Raw genomic sequence first — 18,328 nt, 5'->3', positions numbered from 1 at the left:
GCAGTAATACTTTAAATACCAACGGCAGGATCTTCATCGACGCCAGGCTTAGTTGCGTACCGGCTTACCGGTCTGCATCATGCCCATGATCCGTTCCTGGGTTTTCGGATGGTTCAACAGCTCCAGGAATGCCTTGCGTTCCATATCCAGCAGCCACTGTTCGCTGACGAAACTGCCCTGGTCCACGTCGCCGCCCGATACGATCTCGGCGATCATCTCGCCCAGCTTGAAATCGTGCGCCGAAATGAAGCCGCCGTCGCGCATGTTGACCAGCTGCGCCTTGATGGTGCCCCAACCGTAACGGCCCGTCACCTGGATCAGCGACGGCAGTTGCGGACGGAAGCCCGCGTCGAACATGGCGCGCGCTTCGACCTTGGCCACGTGCAGCAGCTCGTAGGCGTTGAACACGATCACGTCGTCTTCCTTCAGGTAGCCCATTTTTTTGGCTTCCAGCGCCGATTTCGACACGTTGGCGGTGGCTGCATTGGTGAAGCCCGTTTTCAGGAATTGCAGGATGTCGTTGCCCTTGGCTTCCTTGTAGGCGCGCTGCGCCGCTTCCTTCAAGCCGCCGCCGGCTGGAATCAGGCCCACGCCCACTTCCACCAGGCCGATGTACGATTCGATCGAGGCCACGCGCTTCGACGCATGCAGCGCCAGTTCGCAACCGCCGCCCAATGCCAGGCCGGCCACCGCGGCGATCACCGGCACGTTCGCGTATTTCAGCGACATGAAGGTGTTCTGCAGTTCGGCGATGATCGGATCGACGGCTTTCACGCCGCCTTGCATGAATGCCGGCAGGGCCGATTGCAGGTCGGCGCCGGCCGAGAAGGCGCCGCCTTCGGCTGCGTCGGCGTGCCAGATCACCAGGCCCTTGAAGTTCTTCTCGGCTTCGGCCAATGCCAGTTTCAGGCCATTGATCACGCCTTCGCCGATCACGTGCATCTTCGTCTTGAACGAGATGACCAGCACATCGTCGCCCGTATGCCAGACGCGCACGGATTCGTCTTCGAAGACGGTGGTGCCGGCCGTCTTGCCGTCGATGGCGCCGCTGCCCAGGACGGGCGCGCGGAATGGCTGGCGGTCATACACGGACAGGGTCGAACGCGGCACGAAGCTGTTCGACACGGCGGAGTACGAACCTTCCGGCGTGTGCACGCCGCCTTTTTCAGCGACCGGACCTTCGAAGACCCAGGCTGGCAGCGGCGCATTGCACAGCGCGTGGCCGGCATCGATGTCTTCCTTGACCCAGTTGGCCACCTGCAGCCAGTTCGATGCCTGCCACGTTTCAAACGGGCCGACGTTCCAGCCGAAGCCCCAGCGCATGGCGAAGTCGATGTCGCGCGCATTGTCGGCCACGGTGTCCAGGTGGATGGCGATGTAGTGGAAAGCGTCGCGGAAGATCGCCCACAGGAACTGGCCTTGCGGATTCGTCGATTCGCGCAGCGCCTTCATCTTCTTGACCGGATCCTTTTCCTTCAGGATGCGGGCGATGATGTCGGCCGCCTTGGCGCCGCCGGCCACGTATTCACCGGTGGCGAAGTCCAGACGCTGGATCTCCTTGCCGACTTTCTTGTAGAAGCCCGCGCCGCTCTTCTGGCCCAGCGCGCCTTTTTCCACCAGCTGCGCCAGCACGGCCGGCGTCTTGTAGACGGCAGCGAACGGATCGTTCGGCAGGTAGTCCTGCATGGTCTTGATCACATGGCCCATGGTGTCCAGGCCGACCACGTCCGCCGTGCGGAAGGTGCCCGACTTGGCGCGGCCCAGCTTGGCGCCCGTCAAGTCATCGACAACGTCCACGGACAGGCCGAATTTTTCGGCTTCGTGCACGATGGCCAGGATGCCGAACACGCCAACGCGGTTGGCGATGAAGTTCGGCGTATCCTTGGCGCGGACCACGCCCTTGCCCAGGGTGGTGGTCAGGAAGCCTTCCAGCTGATCGCTGATCTCGGGCTTGGTGAACTCGGTCGGGATGATCTCGACCAGGTGCATATAGCGCGGCGGGTTGAAGAAGTGCACGCCGCAGTAGCGCGATTTCAGGTCGGCGTCGAAGCCTTCAGCCAGCTTGGTGATCGACAGGCCCGAGGTATTCGAGGCGAAGATCGCGTTCGGGCCGATGTGCGGTGCGACCTTTTGATACAGGTCGTGTTTCCAGTCCATGCGCTCGGCGATGGCTTCGATGATCAGGTCGCAACCGGCCAGCAAGTCCAGGTTGTCTTCGTAGTTGGCCACCTGGATCAGCGCGGCGTCATCCTTGTTTCCCAGCGGAGCAGGCGACAGTTTTTTCAGGTTCTCGATGGCGCGCAGCACGATGCCATTCTTTGGACCTTCTTTTGCCGGCAGGTCGAACAGCACGACCGGCACTTTCGCGTTGATGCAGTGGGCGGCGATCTGCGCGCCCATCACGCCGGCGCCGAGGACGGCTACTTTTTTAACGATGAAATTGGTCATATTTTCCTCAAGTCTTAGAACAGGTCTGCGTCGAGTGCCATCAAGTTGGCCGAACCGGAACGCGCCTGACGGATCAGGGTTGCCGTTTCAGGCTGCAAGCGGGCGAAGTAGAAACGTGCGGTAGCCAGTTTGGCGGTGTAGAACTTGTCGCCGCTGGATTCTTTTTCGAGGGCGATCTTGGCCATCTGCGCGAACAGGTAGCTGTAGATCATGTGGCCGACGACGCGCAGGTAAGGCACGCATGCCGCGCCCACTTCGTCCGGATTCTGGAAGGCCTTCATGCCGATTTCCATGGTCAGCTTGGTGACTTTGTCGCCCAGGTCGCCCAGTGGGGTGACAAATTCGCTCATCGCTTCATCGGTGCCGTTGTCTTCGACAAAAGCCTTGATCTTTTCGCCGAACTTGCGCAGCTTGGCGCCGTTATCACCGAGGATCTTGCGGCCCAACAGGTCCAGCGACTGGATCGTGTTCGTGCCTTCATAGATCATGTTGATGCGCGCGTCGCGCACATACTGCTCCATGCCCCATTCCGAGATGTAGCCGTGGCCGCCGAACACTTGCATCGCGTCCGAGGTGGCGATCCAGGCGTTATCGGTGATGAAGGCCTTGATGACGGGCGTCAGCAGCGCTACTTCGTCGGCCGCTTCCTTGCGCACGTCGGCGTCAGGGTGGTGCAGTTCACGGTCGATCTGCAGCGCCACGTAGGAAGTGAAAGCGCGCGCGCCTTCGGCGTAGGCTTTGCCCGTCAACAGCATGCGGCGCACGTCAGGGTGCACGATGATGCGGTCGGCCGGCAGTTCCGGGTTCTTGATGCCGGACAGCGAACGCATTTGCGTGCGGTCCTTGGCGTAGATCAGCGCGTTCTGGTAAGCGATTTCCGTCAGGCCCAGCGACTGCATGCCCACGCCCAGGCGGGCCGCGTTCATGAAGACGAACATGGCGTTGAGGCCCTTGTTCGGCTGGCCGATGATCCAGCCTTTCGCGCCGTCCAGGTTCATCTGGCAAGTCGAATTGCCGTGGATACCCATTTTTTCTTCGATGGCGCCGCAGGTGATCGGGTTGCGTTCACCGACCGTGCCGTCCGCGTTCGGCAGGAATTTCGGCACCAGGAACAGCGAGATGCCTTTCGAGCCTTCCGGTGCGTCCGGTACGCGGGCCAGCACCAGGTGCAGGATGTTTTCCGCCATGTCGTGCTCGCCGGCCGAGATGAAGATCTTGTTGCCGGTGATGGTCCAGGAACCGTCCGCCTCAGGCAGCGCTTTCGAGCGCAGCAGGCCCAGGTCGGTGCCGCAGTGCGGTTCGGTCAGGCACATGGTGCCCGTCCATTCGCCCGACACCAGCTTCGGCAGATACACTTCCTTCTGGTGGTCGGTGCCGTGCTCCTTCAGGCACTCGTAGGCGCCGTGCGACAGGCCAGGGTACATGGACCAGGCCTGGTTCGACGAGTTCAGCATTTCATAGAACGAGTTGTTCAGCACGACAGGCAAGCCCTGGCCGCCGTATTCCGGATCGCACGCCAAGGCCGCCCAGCCGCCTTCGACGTACTGCTTGTAGGCTTCCTTGAAACCTTTCGGCGTGGTCACGCTTTTCGTGACGGGGTCGTGGTGGCAGCCCTCGCGGTCGCCGGAGTGGTTCAGCGGGAACAATACTTCGGAGGTGAATTTGCCGCCCTCTTCCAGCACCTGGTTGATGATGTCGGCGTCGACGTCGGCGTACGACGGCATTTGCTTCAGTTCTTCTTCCACTTGCAGGAACTCATGCAGGACGAATTGCATATCCCGGATTGGCGCGACGTATTGACCCATAATTTTCTCCTGAAGGCGATTAGCTAAAGTGTTGTACTTGTAGTGCGTGTGCGTTATTGCGGATACTGCCTGACGGCTTATTTGCTTGTGACGGAATTCTGGTACGACGCCAGCAGGCGGATAAAGCCCGCTTGCGCCCGTTCGATGCTGCCCGGCACGCGCAGGAAACGCGCGTCGTGATGCAGGGCCAGGATCAGGCCATACATCTCGTACACCAGCTGCTGGGCGTCCGTGTCCGCTTTCAGGTCGCCCGTGGCGATCGATTGCTCGACACAGCGCAGCAGCGCACCCTGCCAGGCCCGCACCATGGCCACGAGAGCTTCGCGGATGGGGCCCGGACGGTCGTCATACTCGACGGCGCCGCTGATATAGATGCAGCCGGAAGCGATTTCCACGCTGACCCGCTTGACCCAGCGCGCAAACATCGATTGCAGGCGCTGGATGCCGCGTGGTTCTTTCATGCTGGGGAAAAATACTTCTTGCTCGAAACGATAGTGATAGAGCTTCAGCACTTCCATCTGCAAGTCTTCGCGCGAGCCAAAGTGGGCAAACACGCCCGACTTGCTCATGTTCATTTTGTCCGCAAGCAGCCCGATGGTCAGGCCTTCCAGGCCGTCGCGGCTGGACAGGTCCAGCGCCACGTCGAGGATGGCTGCACGGGTCAGTTCGCCCTTGCGCATGAATTTGACTGAAGTATTCAAGAGTACCGTTCTAAAAGTGATGTTGCCGATTTGGCGGACTGAAGCGAGAGTAAAAAAAGCACGCTCCGAAAAAATCCGAACGCTCGTACTATTATCCACTACCACGTAAAAGTCAAACGGGAACTTTAGAGCCGGCGTTCTATTGGTGCAGCGCAGCATTCTAAAGCCGCGTGTTTCTATTGATTTCAGGCAGGCAAAAGCGTCGCGCGCCCGTGCCTGCCCACTACAGACGAACCTCAGGAAAGGTCGCCTGCCTTGCTCAGTTGACGGCGGTCGCGCTTGGTCGGCCGCCCCTTGATGGTGGTGCCCGGCTCGCGGAACAGCTTGCGTTCCTCGGCCAGTTGCTCGCGGCGGGCGATGCTGGCCGGCGTTTCGCCATACAGCAAGCGTGCCACGGGTGCCGCGCCGCGCTTGTCGGACAGGCCCAGCACGGCCACTTCCCACGTCTCCGCGCCATTATCGATGGCCAGCTCGTCGCCCACGCGCACGCTGCGCGCCGGTTTGACGCGCTCGCCGCCCACTTTGACCTTGCCCGTGTCGACGGCTTCGCTGGCCAGCGAGCGCGTCTTGAAGAAGCGCGCCGCCCAAAGCCATTTGTCCAGCCTTACCGTTGTCATCTCGTTCATGCGTACTTGCCTACTGAAAAAATGCGCATCACCAGCCGGTACACGAGAAATGCGGCTTCATAGCCGATGCGCTGGAAACGCCCGATGTGCTTGAAATCATCCTGGTGAATGACGATGCCGTCGGCCACGCCCTGCTCGATGTGCTGGCGCAGGCTTTGCGCGAACGCCACGTCCTTGATCACCACGTTCGCTTCCTGGTTCAGGAACAGGCTCAGCGCGTCAATATTGCTGGAGCCCACCGTCGCCCAGTCATCGTCGACGACGGCCACCTTGGCGTGCAGCTGCGTCTTGCGGTATTCGACGATCTTGACGCCGGCGGCCAGCAGTTTCGGGTAAAACGAGTGCGCCACGGCATCTTGCATGCGGAATTCGCCCACGCCGATCAACAGGACCACGTCCACGCCCCGCAGGGCCGCCTGGGCCAGGGCGTGGCGCAGCTTGTGCCCGGGCGCGAAATACGGGTTGGCCAGCATCACGCTCTTGCGCGCCTGGCCCAGCGCCTGCAAATAGGCGCGCTGGATGGTGCGGCGGTTGCGCAGGTTGTCGCGCACGACAAAACCGGCCACGACGGGGTTCTTCGCCAGCTCCTTGCTGACCACGCGCATCTTGCGGTACAGCTTGATACGCCGCACCAGGTTCATCTTGCCCAGCCTCGCCCACTGCGCCTGCACCTCCTCGTGGATGGCGTCGACCAGCGGGCCCTTCACCTGGACGGCGAAATCCCAGCGCGGCGCTGCCAGGCTGATGTTGTGGTCGTAGTCGCAAAACATGTCGTCGTTGATATTGATGCCGCCCACCAGGGCGATCTCGCCATCGGCCACGCAAATCTTGCGGTGCGTGCGCGTGATGCCGCGCCGGAACCACGGATTGAAGATGCGGTGGTGCACGCCAGCCGCTTCCAGCTGCGCATGCATGGCCTTGACCCGGCGGTTGCCCGTGCCGAACCAGTCCGTGATCATGCACACCAGCACACCGCGCGCGGCGGCACGTTTAAGCGCATCGAGCACCAGGGTGCCCGTGGCGTCGTCGGCAAAGATATACGTTTCGAAATAGACTTCCGAGCGCGCGCCGTCGATGGCGGCAATCAGCGCGGGGAAGTAATCGGTGCCGCAATACAGCAGCTTGATGTCATTGTGGGCGATGAAATTGACTGTGCGCATGCTGGCAGTCTACGCGAGTTTCAAAGCGGCAACGATCGGCGCGTGGTCCGACAGTTTTGCCCACAGGGTGCCATGCATCACTTGCGCGCCTTCCACATGGAAACCGCGCACATAGATGCGGTCCAGGCGGAACCACGGCAAGGCGGCGGGAAAGGTGCGCGCCGGCACGGGGATCGGCGTCTTCGTCTGGCGCCGCGCCAGGGTGCGCACCAGGTCGCCCAGGGCCGAGTTCGACGCGCGCTGGTCGAATACTTCCACCACGCCGAGCGCATTGCGCAGCTTGTCGCTGAGCGTGTTGCGCCAGTCGTTGAAATCGCCGGCAATGATGACGGGCTCGCCATTCGGCGCCGATTCCATGACGGCATCGATCAGCGCCTGCGTCTGGCGGCCCCGTCCCGACTCGAACAGGCCCAGATGGACCACGTAGCAGTGCACGTCCGCCTGCGGCGTCTTGAGCACGCAATGCAGGATGCCGCGCTGTTCATAGGCATGGTCGGACACGTCGTGATTGGTTTGCGAGGCGATGGGAAACTTGCTCAGCAAGGCGTTGCCATGGTGGCCATGGTCATACACGGCATTCATGCCGTAGGCGGAATGGTGCTCGGCGCCGGCAAAGAACTCGTGCTGCGACGCTTCCGGCCAATGCTTGTGGCCGTTTTTCTCGGCGCCAAAGCGGGCCGCATTGCGGTCGTGCTTGCCTTGCACTTCCTGCAAAAAGACGACATCGGCATGGAACAGGGCAATCGCCTGCTTCAAGGCATGCACGCGGGGCAAGCCCCGCACGGAGGAGACGCCCTTGTGAATATTATAAGTTGCTACGCGGATTTTCATGCCTTGATTCTACTCCCTGACAGGCCCCGCACGGCGCCGGCGTAGGTGCGCGTGCGCACCTACCACGCACAATCAGGCCAGCATGCGTCCCACGCCCGCCGTCACGCTGACGATCAGCGCGGTAATGCCGGCCGCCCAGACAATCTTCACCAGCAAGGGCGCGCCGCGCCAGGCCACGGTGCGCTTGCCCTTGGCAAACGCACCCGGGTGCAGCAGCCAGCCGATCGCCATCAGCGGCATGCCGATCGGTGGCGTGCGGCCGGGCACGGTGGAGCCAAACAGCAGGAAGATAAAGCACAGGCAAAAAACGATGCCCAGGGTGCCCAGCAGTTTTTGCTGCGTCGTCAAATGTAACCAGTTCAACATGGAATGCTTTCTAGGAAAATCAGGTGGGGCGCGCCAGGCCCGTCATGGCCGGCAATTGCAAAATCGCTTCCGCGTTGGACGACGAGAAACAGCGGTCGGCCGCCGCCAGGTAGGGCAGCCACGCGTACTGCAAGTGTTCGCGGGGACTCAAGGTGATGGCGATGTCGCGCGGCACTTGCACGCTGAACACGTGTTCCGTGTTGCGCGTCACGCCAGGCGCATAGCGGTGGCGCCAGATCGGATAGATCTCGTACACATTCGACAAGTTCCAGTCGCGCAGCACGATGTCGCGCCCATCGGCAACGATGCCGGTTTCCTCGCACAATTCGCGCGCGGCCGTCTGCAGCAGCGGCTCGTCGACGGCATCGACGGAACCCGTCACCGATTGCCAGAAACCGGGCTGGCCCGCGCGCTCGATCAGCAAGACATCAAGGTCAGCCGTATGGATGACGACCAGCACGGAAACGGGAATTTTATGGCTCATATCAAGAATGAAAAAGGCGCCTCGCAGCGCCTTTTTTGCCTCAGCAAGTAAAAATGGTAGCGGCCGCATGAACGGCCGCCTTGGCCATTACGCTACTTTTGGCTCGGTGCTGCGCAAGCGGATGTGCAGTTCACGCAATTGCTTCTCGTCCACTTCCGACGGCGCATGGGTCAGCAAGTCTTGCGCGCGTTGGGTTTTCGGGAAGGCGATCACGTCGCGGATCGATTCGGAACCCGTCATCATGGTCACGATACGGTCCAGGCCGAATGCCAGGCCGCCATGCGGTGGCGCGCCGTATTGCAGGGCATCGAGCAGGAAGCCGAATTTCAGCTGTGCTTCTTCGGCATCGATCTTCAGTGCACGGAAGACCTTGCTTTGCACTTCTTCGCGGTGGATACGGATCGAACCGCCACCCAGTTCCCAGCCGTTCAAGACCATGTCGTAAGCCTTGGCGATGCAGGCGCCCGGATCGCTTTCCAGCATGTCTTCATGGCCGTCTTTCGGCGCCGTGAATGGATGGTGGGTCGCCGTCCAGCGATCCGCTTCTTCGTCATGCTCGAACATCGGGAAGTCGACCACCCACAATGGCTTCCACACGTCTTCGAACAGGCCGGCTTTCTTGCCGAACTCGCTGTGGCCGATCTTCACGCGCAGCGCGCCGATGGCGTCGTTGACGACCTTGGCCTTGTCCGCGCCGAAGAAGATCAGGTCGCCGTCTTGCGCGCCCGTCTGCTCGAGGATCGTGGCCAGCACGTCGGCAGGCAGGAACTTGACGATCGGCGACTGCAAGCCTTCAGGACCCTTGGCTTTCTCGTTGACCTTGATGTAAGCGAGGCCCTTGGCGCCGTAGATGGCGACGAATTGGGTGTAGGCGTCGATTTCCGAACGGGGCATGCTGCCGCCTTGCGGTACGCGCAGGGCAACCACGCGGCCGCCTTTCATGTTGGCGGCGCCGTTGAAGACCTTGAATTCGACCGACTTCATGACTTCGGTCAAGTCCGTGAAGGCCAGCTTGACGCGCATGTCCGGCTTGTCGGAACCGTACAGGCCCATCGCTTCGGCGAAATCCATCACCGGGAACGGGTTCGGCAGGTCGATGTCCAGGGTGTTCTTGAAGACGACGCGGATCATGTCTTCGAACAGGTCGCGGATTTCCTGTTCCGTCAGGAACGAGGTTTCGCAATCGATCTGCGTGAATTCAGGCTGGCGGTCAGCGCGCAAATCTTCGTCGCGGAAGCACTTGGTGATCTGGTAGTAACGGTCGAAGTTGGCGACCATCAACAGTTGCTTGAACAACTGTGGCGATTGCGGCAAGGCGAAGAAGCTGCCCGCGTTGACACGCGACGGCACCAGGTAATCGCGCGCGCCTTCTGGCGTCGACTTGGTCAGCATCGGCGTTTCGATGTCGATGAAGCCCAGCGCGTCGAGGTACTTGCGCACTTCCATCGTCACCTTGTAGCGCAGGCGCAGGTTGTTCTGCATTTGCGGGCGGCGCAGGTCCAGCACGCGGTGCGTCAGACGCGTCGTTTCCGACAGGTTGTCGTCGTCCAGCTGGAACGGCACGGGCACGGAAGGGTTCAGCACTTCCAGTTCCGAGCAGACCACTTCGATCTTGCCCGATTTCAGGTTGTTGTTGATGGTGCCTTCGATACGGTTGGTCACGACGCCCGTTACGCGCAGGCAGAATTCGTTGCGCACGGCTTCGGCGACCTTGAACATCTCCGCTTGTTCCGGGTTGCAGACGATTTGCACCAGGCCTTCACGGTCGCGCAAGTCGATGAAAATCAGGCTGCCGTGGTCGCGGCGGCGATGTACCCAGCCGCACAGGCTGACGGTTTGTCCCAGCATGGCTTCGGTAACGAGGCCGCAGTATTCAGTACGCATAGACATAAAATTCTCAGTTCAGGTTAGTGAGTGTTCAATCCGGCCACGTCCCGCATGGGACGCCTGCCTTTATTCTTTGGCTGCCGGGGCCGGTACAGCAACAACTTCCGCAGGCGCCACCACGCCCATCGAGACAATATATTTGAGCGCCGCATCGACGCTCATGTCGAGTTCGACGACATCGCTGCGCTTCATCATCAGGAAAAAGCCCGATGTCGGATTGGGCGTCGTCGGCACATACACGCTGACAAAGTCGCCTACCAGGTGGTTCGCCGCATCGCCGCCCGGCACGCCGGTCAGGAAAGCGATGGTCCAGGAGTTCTGGTGCGGATATGGCACCAGCACGGCCTTGCGGAAGGCATTGCCCGACGGGGAAAACAGGGTATCCGACACTTGCTTGACGCTCGAATACAGGGAATTGACGATGGGTATGCGTTGCAGCAATTTTTCCCACAGTTTCACCACGTAATTGCCGACCAGGTTATTCGTCAGCAAACCCGTGAAGAACACGATCAGTACCGTCAATACCGTGCCCAGGCCGGGAATGGTGCTCAGCGCGGGAATCTTGTGGCCGAACCATACGCTGGGCTGCGTACTGCCGGGCACCAGCAACAGCGACTGGTCCATCGTGCTGATCACCAGATTCAGGACCCAGGCGGTAATGGCCAGGGGAACCAAAATCAGCAATCCGGTAATAAAGTATTTACGCATCAGTTTCTCGGTAATGGATCGTATCGGCGCGGCGCGCTTTTCAGTCCGCTTTCGGCGCAGTGGCAACCGGGGCAGGCGCAGGTGCAGGTGCAGCAGCAGGCGCGCTCTCGGCAGCCGGGGCGGGCTTGGCGCCATCGGCCGGGCCCGTTGGAATGGCCGTGGTGGGCGCCGTGCCGCCGCGGAAATCGGTCGCGTACCAGCCAGTGCCCTTCAATTGGAAACCGGCGGCCGTCAATTGTTTCTTGAAACTGGGCTTGCCGCACGACAGGCACACCGTCAGTACTGGATCGGAGATCTTTTGCAAGACATCCTTGGCAAAACCACACTCGTCACAACGGTAAGCGTAAATCGGCATCTCTACTCCGAGAAAATCATCAAAAACCCTGAATTATAAAGCTTTTCCTTTGTCCCCAGCGGAAAATGCCCCGCCCGCCTCACTCCGCCCGGCGGCGCCAGCTCATCCAGCGCTCCTTGCCGGCGAAGACGGCAATGGAATCGTCCACGGCTTCGTCGGCCAGGCAGTCGAAATGCGGCGCCAGCAATTCCTGCAGTTTCTCACGCGATATGCCAAATGGCGGTCCCTTGACATTGTCATCAAAGAAAAAGTAACCGGCCAGCATGGCGCCCGGCGCCAGCAGCTGCGCCCAGCGGGCCGCCACCTGCGGCCACATGGCGCGCGGCATGGCGCACAGGAAGGCCCGTTCATAGATCAGGTCCAGCGGCGCAACGGGTTCCCAGGCAAAGAAATCCGCTTCCACCACCTGCCCTGCCCGCGCACCGACGACAGCGCGCGCGGCGGCCACGGCGGCCGGCGAAAAGTCGATGGCCGTGGCATCCCAGCCGTGATCCAGCATGAAGACCAGTTCATAGGCCGAGCCGCAGCCAGGAATCAGGCAGCGCAGCGGCGCCGGGCTGCCTGCAACAAAGCTGCGCAGGCGCGACGGCACGCCGCCCTGGTCCCACGGCGTGAATTGTTTCTCGAAACGCTCGTCCCAGAAGGCGGGCGAGAGCGGATCGCGGGTAGTGAAGTCAGCCATCACTTACGTCCTCAGGCCGTTAAAACGGCAGTTGATGCCAGCGCATGAACACTTGCAAGCCCAGCGCGCCGAGGGCGAAGGCGCCCACGAAGTACACGATAAAGCTCAGCAATCGATTCGTCTGGCGTTGCTCCGCCAGCAAGGTTTTCATCAGTTCCACCTCGTTTTCGCGCGGCTCGCCATGCACCGTCAAGGCCTGGTGCAGCAAGCGCGGCAGTTGCGGGAAGATGTGCGCATAACGGGGCGCCTCGGCGCGCAGGCGCTCCATGAAGCCTTGCGGCCCCACCTGGTTGCTCATCCATCTTTCCAGATACGGCTTGGCCGTTTGCCACAGGTCCAGTTCCGGGTCCAGCTGGCGGCCCAGGCCTTCGATATTTAGCAGGGTCTTTTGCAGCAGCACCAGTTGCGGCTGCACTTCCACGTTGAAGCGGCGCGAGGTCTGGAACAGCCGCAGCAAAACTTGTCCGAAAGAAATATCCTTCAGCGGACGGTCGAAGATCGGCTCGCAGCAAGCGCGCACGGCCGCTTCCAGCTCATCGACGCGCGTGTCTTTCGGCGCCCAGCCCGATTCGATATGCGCCTCGGCCACGCGCTTGTAATCGCGGCGGAAGAAAGCGAGGAAGTTTTGCGACAGATAATCCTTGTCGTAGTCGTTCAACGTTCCCACGATGCCGAAGTCGAGCGCGATATAGCGGCCGAACGATTCGGGCGCGATCGACACAAGAATATTCCCCGGGTGCATGTCCGCATGGAAAAAGCCGTCACGGAACACTTGCGTGAAGAAAATTTCCACGCCATCGCTGGAGAGCTTGCGCAAATCCACGCCGGCCGCCACCAGGCGCTCGGTCTGCGACACGGGAATCCCATACATGCGCTCCATGACGATGACGCTGCTGGAGCAATAATCCCAGTGCATTTCCGGCACCAGCAGCAATTCCGAGTTGGCGAAGTTGCGGCGCAACTGGCTGGCGTTGGCCGCCTCGCGCATCAGGTCCAGCTCGTCGTGCAGGTATTTGTCGAACTCGCCCACAACTTCCTTGGGTTTCAGGCGCTTGCTGTCGGCCCACAGGCGGCTGGTCCAGTCGGCGGCGATGTGCATCAGCGCCACGTCTTCGTCGATCAGCTTTTTCATGCCTGGACGCAAGACCTTCACGGCCACTTCGCGGCCATCTTTCAAGGTGGCGAAGTGCACCTGGGCAATCGAGGCGGATGCCACCGGTTCGCGCTCGAAGCTGGCAAACAGCTGATCCGGGTGCGCGCCGAGGGACTTGGTGATCTGCGCGATGGCCAGGTCGGAATCAAACGGCGGCACCCGGTCTTGCAGGCGCGCCAGTTCTTCGGCGATGTCGAGCGGCATCAGGTCGCGCCGGGTCGACAGCACCTGGCCGAATTTGACGAAAATCGGACCCAGCTCTTCCAGCGCCAGGCGCAGGCGCAAGCCCCGTGGCGACGACAGGTCGCGCCAGAAAATCAGGGTGTCGATCAATTTGGCGGTGCGGGGAACTTGCAGACCAGAAATCGCTATCTCATCCAGACCGTACTTGATGGAAACACGGATGATTTTAAACAGGCGCAGGAATTTCAATATCATGTAGACAAATCCGGTGAGGAAGACTGCGGCTGGACGGCGGCGGCCGCCTTTTCCAGCCGGGCAAGGCGCTTGGCAAGGCGTTCGACGTCATCGCGCACGCGCGTCACGCCAGCGGAATACTCTTGCAAGGTAGAAGGACGGATCAGCATGGGCTGTTCGTCGAGAAAATATTCGGCCACGTTTTCCGCCAGTTTTTGCTGGCCCGTGCGCACAAAGGCGGCGGCATCCCTGGCACCGGCAACCAGGCGCGTGGCCAGCATGGGTCCCACGACCTTTTCCAGGTCGTGCTCCGCTTCCCAGCGCAAGCCCTTGCTCAATTGCGAAATCGCATTGGCAAACTCGGCATCGCCTTCGATCTTGACGTAGGAAAACGCCCGCTCGCGGTTTTGCAGAATCAGCGGCACATCGGACAATTTCACGCGGATGGTGACGTTGGCCGGCATGTCGGCCGGCGCCGCCTCCAGCATACCTGCGCTATCGACGCGCAGGCGCAAGGCCACGGCGCCCGTGTCGATACAGGCCAGCTTGCCAGCGTGCACGGCCAGCTGCTGGCGCGCCCACGGCTCTTGCGCCAGCAAATGGTTAATTGTCGCGATGACGGGCGTCATCAGGGAGAGATCGGGAAGTGGTGCCATCTATATACAGCGCGCCAGGCGCGCCCCTAAAAAGAAAAAACCGCCCGTAAAACAACGTAGGCGGTTTCGATCTTACCAGTTCAGCAGGAAATATCTGTTAAGCATCATGCATTCCGCATGGACTTAAGCCATTATTCAGCAAGTTTTTACAATTAATTCAATTGCTGGATGCCTGCCAAGACCCAGCCGCTATTGCCGCTGACGGGTTTCGACATATTCCACACTTCCGCGAACGGTTCCGCTGCCGCGCCAGGCGCCGAACGGATCAGGCCCGTAAACTTCACGCTGGCCAGGTAATCGTTGACGCTCGTCTCAATGCCCAGCAGTTCGGCATCGATGGTGACGACATCCGTAAAGTCCGGCTGCGCGCCCCGTTCCTGGATTTGCATGCGCAGTTCCGCATACACTTCCGGCGACGTGAATTCGCGGATATCGTTGACGTCGGCCTTGTCCCAGGCCGCTTGCAAGCGAATGAAATTGCTTTTCGCATGGCGCAGGAAGGCATCCTTGTCGAAGTCGCCTGGCACGCCCCATGGCGCGGCAGCCGGTGCCGGCTTGTCCAGGCCTACGCCGGACGAGACAGGCTGCAGCGGCGGCAGCGGTGGAATACGCGAACCGATGTCAGGCACGTTGCCGGCTGGCGCAGGCTGGTTGCCGCCAAAGCCCGCGAATGGCGCATTGCCGCCAGCATTGTTGTCGCGCTTGCCACGCACCATGCGGTAGATGAAGAACGCCACGCCGGCCAGCAAGGCCACCATCAGCAGGGTGCTGATCATGCTGGCCAGGGCGCCGCCCAGGCCAAAATGCGACAGCAGCGCGCCCAGGCCCAGGCCCAGCAAGGCGCCGCCCAGCAAGCCTTTCCAGCGGCTCGGCGCCTTGGCGGCAGGCGCTGGCGCGGGGGCCGGCGCAGGTTGCGCCTGGCGTGGCGCGGCGGCCGGTGCCGGCGTTGGCGCCGGTGCGGGCGCCTGGCGCCCCACGTTTTGCGACTGGCGGCCAAACGAACGGCCACCGCCCATGGGACGGGCCAGCGCCTCGCCCAGCATGGATACCGTGGTCGCGGCCAGCATCATGCCGACCATAAATTTCTTCAATTTCATTCCATCTCCTAAAATCACCGGCTTGGTGAGTTACAGCTTGAATTACATCTTGATGCCGGTATGCAAAGCGGCAATGCCTGCCGTCAAATTGTAGTACTGCACGCGCTCCAGGCCCGCCGTTTCCATCATGGTCTTCAGCGTTTCCTGGTCCGGATGCATGCGGATCGATTCTGCCAGGTAGCGATAGCTTTCCGCGTCGCCGGCGATTTTCTGTCCAAACCACGGCAAGACCGAGAACGAATACAGGTCGTACGGCTTTTGCAGGGGCGCTGCTACCTTGGAAAACTCCAGCACCAGCAGCTTGCCGCCCGGTTTCAGCACGCGGCGCATTTCCGCCAGCGCCACATCCTTGTGCGTCATGTTGCGCAGGCCAAAGGCCACGCTGACACGGTCAAAATAATTATCGGGGAATGGCAGCTTTTCCGCATCACACAACATGGTGGGGGTGAGCAAGCCGCGATTCAAGAGGCGGTCGCGGCCCACGCGCAACATCGATTCATTGATATCAGTCAACCAGACTTCGCCGGTAGGGCCCGCCTGCTTGGCAAACGCCTTCGACAGGTCGCCCGTGCCGCCGGCGATGTCGAGCACCTTGAAACCGGGGCGCACGCCCGCATTGGCAATGGTAAACGTCTTCCACAGACGGTGCAGCCCGCCCGACATCAAGTCGTTCATCACGTCGTATTTGGCAGCGACGGAATGGAACACCTTGGCGACTTCGCGCACTTTGTCGTCTTCTGCAACTGTTTTGTATCCGAAATGGGTCGTATTGGTCATGGTAGGCAGTCTGTTTGAACTTGGGAGCATTATACAAGCGGCAGGCGCATTTCCCCGTGACGCCGGAGAAGGTATTGCCTTTCCACTGCATTCGAAGCCAGCATTGCCGCCCGGGCATACGCCGCCAGCGCCCCCGGCCGGTCGCCCTGGCGGCGCAGCAAGTCGGCTCGGGCCGCGTGCAGATAGTGCGAATTGGCCAGGCTGGGCACGGTTTCCAGCCGCGCCAGCCAGGCCAGGCCGTGTGCGGCACCGTGCGCCATGGCGCAGGCGATCACGGCATTGAGCAAAATCAACGGCTCCGGCTTGTGCCGCAGCAAGGCGCCGTACAGGGCGCTGATCTGGCGCCAGTCCGTCTGGCTGGCCGTGGGAGCTTTGGCGTGCAAAGCGGCAATGGCTGCCTGCAGCTGGTAGGGCCCTGGCGCGCGCGCAAGCAAAGCCAGTTCCAGCAACGCCAGTCCCTCGGCAATCAGGGCGTCATCCCACAGGCGCCGGTCCTGCTCTTCCAGGGTCAGCAAATGCCCCTCGGGCGACAGGCGGGCCGGACCGCGCGACGCCTGCAGCAGCATCAGGGCCAATAGCCCCTGCACTTCCGGCTGGCCGGGCTGCAGGCTGTCAAGCAGCCGCCCCAGGCGCAGCGCCTCCGCGCACAGGTCGGCGCGCAGCAGGGTGTCGCCGCCGCTGGCGCAATAACCCTCGCTGAACACCAGATAAATCACGTGCAGCACTTGCGCCAGCCGTTGCTGCAATTCTTGCTCAGGTGGCAACTCGAAAGGAATCCGCGCTTCGGCGATCTTGCGCCTGGCGCGCAATAAGCGCTGCGACAGGGCCGCTTCCGCCACGCCGAAGGCGCGCCCGATCTCGGCCGTGGACAAGCCACACAGGGTGCGCAGGGCCAGCGCCACCTGCGCCTCGGACGCCAGCGCGGGATGGCAGCAGATGAACAGCAGGCGCAGGCGGTCGTCCCCGATGGCGTGCGCGTCTTCAATCACGGCCGCCGGCAGGCAGGACAGCACGGCTTCGGCCTCGCTGACGCTCTTGCCTGCCCGGCGCACGTGATCGAGGCCCGCATTGCGCGCCACGGCACTGAGCCAGGCGGCGGGATTATCGGGGATGCCCGCCCGCGGCCACAGTTCCAGCGCCTTGCGGCACGCTTCCTGCAACACATCTTCCGCCAGACCCAGGTCGCCGAAGCGCCGCATCAGGCCGGCCAGCACCCGGCCCTTTTCCTGGCGAAAGACGTGCTCGACGGCCGCAATGGCGTCGCCGGCCATGTTTATGCCGTGACAGGCCGTACTTCGATGGTGCCCAGGGAGGCGGCCGGACAGCGCCCGGCCCAGGCCAGCGCCTCGTCCAGGTGGGCGCAATCCAGCAGATAATAGCCGCCCAGCTGCTCCTTGGTTTCCGCGAACGGCCCATCCGTGATGACAGGCTTGCCGTTTTGCACACGCACGCTGGTGGCGCTGCGCACGGGCGCCAGCTCGGCGCCCCCGCGCAGCACGCCGGCGGCCTCCAGGTCTTGCGTATAGCTGGCAAAGTCGGCCATCAGGCTGGCCATCTGGCCCTCCTCCATGGCTTCATAGCGGGCCTCGTCGGCGTAGATCAGGATCATGTATTCCATAGTCTCTTCTCCAAAAGAAAAATGCCCGCAAGCGCGGGCATTCATACGACGAATGGATATGCGGCAATCCGACAAGCTTACCGCATTATTTTTTCACCTTAGTGTTTGTGCCCGCAACTGGGCCCATGAACATGACCGCCGGAAGATTGCTTGACCGTCATGTCGGCCTTGGCGTCGCGGCCGCTGTCGCCCGGATAGCCGGCTGCCGTCAGGCGGTCCAGATAATCCTGCCACAGGGTCGCTTGCTCCGCGCCCAGCTTGTACAGATAAGCCCAGGTGTACAGGCCGGAATTGTGGCCATCGCTGAAGGTGGGCTGCACGGCGTAGTTGCCGACCGGTTCCAGGCCCGTGATGCCGACCAGGCGTTTTCCTAATTGCAAGGTTTCCTGGCCCTTGCCATGGCCTTGCACTTCGGCCGACGGCGAGTACACGCGCAGGTATTCGAACGGCAGCGCAAATTCGCTGCCATCATCGAAAGCCACGTCGAGCACGCGCGACTGGTTATGCACGGTCAAGCCGGTGGGTTGGGGCGTTGCTACTTTTTCAGTCATGACAAT

General features: G+C 61.6%; 19 protein-coding genes. All 19 read right to left on the bottom strand.

The window, feature by feature from the left end; translation table 11 throughout:
• Positions 1-48: 48 nt before the first annotated feature.
• Positions 49-2,448, bottom strand: coding sequence for a 3-hydroxyacyl-CoA dehydrogenase/enoyl-CoA hydratase family protein (locus LSO07_RS03650; RefSeq protein WP_151092324.1), 2,400 nt, complete (start codon positions 2,446-2,448; stop codon positions 49-51).
• Positions 2,449-2,462: 14 nt separating this feature from the next.
• On the bottom strand, positions 2,463-4,253 hold the full coding sequence (locus tag LSO07_RS03645) for an acyl-CoA dehydrogenase C-terminal domain-containing protein (protein ID WP_034753387.1): 1,791 nt from the start codon (positions 4,251-4,253) through the stop codon (positions 2,463-2,465).
• A 77-nt stretch (positions 4,254-4,330) separates the two neighbouring features.
• On the bottom strand, positions 4,331-4,933 hold the full coding sequence (locus LSO07_RS03640) for a TetR/AcrR family transcriptional regulator (protein ID WP_034753385.1): 603 nt from the start codon (positions 4,931-4,933) through the stop codon (positions 4,331-4,333).
• 257 nt (positions 4,934-5,190) lie between these two features.
• Positions 5,191-5,580 carry an RNA-binding S4 domain-containing protein gene (locus LSO07_RS03635; RefSeq protein WP_034778428.1) on the bottom strand — a complete coding sequence of 130 codons (390 nt, stop codon included), beginning with the start codon at positions 5,578-5,580 and terminating at the stop codon, positions 5,191-5,193.
• Complete coding sequence (gene clsB / locus LSO07_RS03630) at positions 5,577-6,740, bottom strand: cardiolipin synthase ClsB (protein ID WP_034778426.1); 1,164 nt, start codon at positions 6,738-6,740, stop codon at positions 5,577-5,579. The genes LSO07_RS03635 and clsB overlap by 4 nt, the downstream gene beginning before the upstream one ends.
• 9 nt (positions 6,741-6,749) lie before the next feature.
• The gene (locus tag LSO07_RS03625; RefSeq protein WP_034778424.1) at positions 6,750-7,571 is read right to left on the bottom strand and encodes an endonuclease/exonuclease/phosphatase family protein; all 822 of its coding nucleotides are present in this window, start codon (positions 7,569-7,571) and stop codon (positions 6,750-6,752) included.
• Between the two features lie 72 nt (positions 7,572-7,643).
• Positions 7,644-7,937, bottom strand: coding sequence for a hypothetical protein (locus LSO07_RS03620; protein ID WP_070257698.1), 294 nt, complete (start codon positions 7,935-7,937; stop codon positions 7,644-7,646).
• Between the two features lie 19 nt (positions 7,938-7,956).
• On the bottom strand, positions 7,957-8,421 hold the full coding sequence (gene nudB / locus LSO07_RS03615; RefSeq protein ID WP_070257697.1) for a dihydroneopterin triphosphate diphosphatase: 465 nt from the start codon (positions 8,419-8,421) through the stop codon (positions 7,957-7,959).
• An 87-nt stretch (positions 8,422-8,508) separates the two neighbouring features.
• Positions 8,509-10,311 carry an aspartate--tRNA ligase gene (aspS, locus tag LSO07_RS03610; protein WP_071653294.1) on the bottom strand — a complete coding sequence of 601 codons (1,803 nt, stop codon included), beginning with the start codon at positions 10,309-10,311 and terminating at the stop codon, positions 8,509-8,511.
• 63 nt (positions 10,312-10,374) lie between these two features.
• Positions 10,375-11,016: a DUF502 domain-containing protein gene (locus tag LSO07_RS03605; protein ID WP_034778417.1), complete on the bottom strand. Its 642-nt coding sequence runs from the start codon at positions 11,014-11,016 to the stop codon at positions 10,375-10,377.
• 40 nt (positions 11,017-11,056) lie between these two features.
• Positions 11,057-11,371, bottom strand: a complete 315-nt coding sequence (locus tag LSO07_RS03600) for an FmdB family zinc ribbon protein (RefSeq protein ID WP_034778416.1) — start codon at positions 11,369-11,371, stop codon at positions 11,057-11,059.
• Between the two features lie 79 nt (positions 11,372-11,450).
• Entirely contained in the window at positions 11,451-12,053 is a 603-nt protein-coding gene (locus tag LSO07_RS03595) for a methyltransferase (protein ID WP_151092322.1), read from the bottom strand.
• A gap of 19 nt (positions 12,054-12,072) precedes the next feature.
• On the bottom strand, positions 12,073-13,644 hold the full coding sequence (ubiB, locus tag LSO07_RS03590; protein ID WP_034778413.1) for a ubiquinone biosynthesis regulatory protein kinase UbiB: 1,572 nt from the start codon (positions 13,642-13,644) through the stop codon (positions 12,073-12,075).
• Entirely contained in the window at positions 13,641-14,279 is a 639-nt protein-coding gene (locus tag LSO07_RS03585; RefSeq protein WP_070257694.1) for a ubiquinone biosynthesis accessory factor UbiJ, read from the bottom strand. The genes ubiB and LSO07_RS03585 overlap by 4 nt, the downstream gene beginning before the upstream one ends.
• A gap of 152 nt (positions 14,280-14,431) precedes the next feature.
• Positions 14,432-15,376, bottom strand: a complete 945-nt coding sequence (locus LSO07_RS03580) for a Tim44 domain-containing protein (protein WP_151092320.1) — start codon at positions 15,374-15,376, stop codon at positions 14,432-14,434.
• Between the two features lie 42 nt (positions 15,377-15,418).
• Entirely contained in the window at positions 15,419-16,153 is a 735-nt protein-coding gene (gene ubiE / locus LSO07_RS03575; RefSeq protein WP_034778407.1) for a bifunctional demethylmenaquinone methyltransferase/2-methoxy-6-polyprenyl-1,4-benzoquinol methylase UbiE, read from the bottom strand.
• 29 nt (positions 16,154-16,182) lie between these two features.
• The gene (locus LSO07_RS03570) at positions 16,183-17,424 is read right to left on the bottom strand and encodes an RNA polymerase sigma factor (RefSeq protein WP_151092318.1); all 1,242 of its coding nucleotides are present in this window, start codon (positions 17,422-17,424) and stop codon (positions 16,183-16,185) included.
• A 2-nt stretch (positions 17,425-17,426) separates the two neighbouring features.
• Positions 17,427-17,771, bottom strand: coding sequence for a YciI family protein (locus LSO07_RS03565; RefSeq protein WP_034778403.1), 345 nt, complete (start codon positions 17,769-17,771; stop codon positions 17,427-17,429).
• A gap of 98 nt (positions 17,772-17,869) precedes the next feature.
• Positions 17,870-18,322, bottom strand: coding sequence for a gamma-butyrobetaine hydroxylase-like domain-containing protein (locus LSO07_RS03560; protein WP_070278973.1), 453 nt, complete (start codon positions 18,320-18,322; stop codon positions 17,870-17,872).
• Positions 18,323-18,328: the final 6 nt, after the last annotated feature.

Source organism: Janthinobacterium sp. PLB04, assembly GCF_021165895.1.
In the GTDB taxonomy this organism is placed as follows: Bacteria; Pseudomonadota; Gammaproteobacteria; order Burkholderiales; family Burkholderiaceae_D; genus Janthinobacterium; species Janthinobacterium lividum.
Note: the sequence above shows the minus strand (reverse complement) of the source record. Positions and strands in the feature narration are given on the sequence as shown.

Bases quoted from the DNA above. Each gene is read 5' to 3' on its own strand.
- LSO07_RS03635 (WP_034778428.1), bottom strand. From the start codon at position 5,580: ATGAACGAGATGACAACGGTAAGGCTGGACAAATGGCTTTGGGCGGCG.
- ubiB (WP_034778413.1), bottom strand. From the start codon at position 13,644: ATGATATTGAAATTCCTGCGCCTGTTTAAAATCATCCGTGTTTCCATC.
- LSO07_RS03600 (WP_034778416.1), bottom strand. From the start codon at position 11,371: ATGCCGATTTACGCTTACCGTTGTGACGAGTGTGGTTTTGCCAAGGAT.
- LSO07_RS03645 (WP_034753387.1), bottom strand. From the start codon at position 4,253: ATGGGTCAATACGTCGCGCCAATCCGGGATATGCAATTCGTCCTGCAT.
- LSO07_RS03595 (WP_151092322.1), bottom strand. From the start codon at position 12,053: ATGGCTGACTTCACTACCCGCGATCCGCTCTCGCCCGCCTTCTGGGAC.
- nudB (WP_070257697.1), bottom strand. From the start codon at position 8,421: ATGAGCCATAAAATTCCCGTTTCCGTGCTGGTCGTCATCCATACGGCT.
- LSO07_RS03605 (WP_034778417.1), bottom strand. From the start codon at position 11,016: ATGCGTAAATACTTTATTACCGGATTGCTGATTTTGGTTCCCCTGGCC.
- LSO07_RS03560 (WP_070278973.1), bottom strand. From the start codon at position 18,322: ATGACTGAAAAAGTAGCAACGCCCCAACCCACCGGCTTGACCGTGCAT.
- LSO07_RS03620 (WP_070257698.1), bottom strand. From the start codon at position 7,937: ATGTTGAACTGGTTACATTTGACGACGCAGCAAAAACTGCTGGGCACC.
- LSO07_RS03580 (WP_151092320.1), bottom strand. From the start codon at position 15,376: ATGAAATTGAAGAAATTTATGGTCGGCATGATGCTGGCCGCGACCACG.
- LSO07_RS03640 (WP_034753385.1), bottom strand. From the start codon at position 4,933: ATGCGCAAGGGCGAACTGACCCGTGCAGCCATCCTCGACGTGGCGCTG.
- LSO07_RS03565 (WP_034778403.1), bottom strand. From the start codon at position 17,771: ATGGAATACATGATCCTGATCTACGCCGACGAGGCCCGCTATGAAGCC.
- LSO07_RS03625 (WP_034778424.1), bottom strand. From the start codon at position 7,571: ATGAAAATCCGCGTAGCAACTTATAATATTCACAAGGGCGTCTCCTCC.
- clsB (WP_034778426.1), bottom strand. From the start codon at position 6,740: ATGCGCACAGTCAATTTCATCGCCCACAATGACATCAAGCTGCTGTAT.
- LSO07_RS03585 (WP_070257694.1), bottom strand. From the start codon at position 14,279: ATGGCACCACTTCCCGATCTCTCCCTGATGACGCCCGTCATCGCGACA.
- aspS (WP_071653294.1), bottom strand. From the start codon at position 10,311: ATGTCTATGCGTACTGAATACTGCGGCCTCGTTACCGAAGCCATGCTG.
- ubiE (WP_034778407.1), bottom strand. From the start codon at position 16,153: ATGACCAATACGACCCATTTCGGATACAAAACAGTTGCAGAAGACGAC.
- LSO07_RS03650 (WP_151092324.1), bottom strand. From the start codon at position 2,448: ATGACCAATTTCATCGTTAAAAAAGTAGCCGTCCTCGGCGCCGGCGTG.
- LSO07_RS03570 (WP_151092318.1), bottom strand. From the start codon at position 17,424: ATGGCCGGCGACGCCATTGCGGCCGTCGAGCACGTCTTTCGCCAGGAA.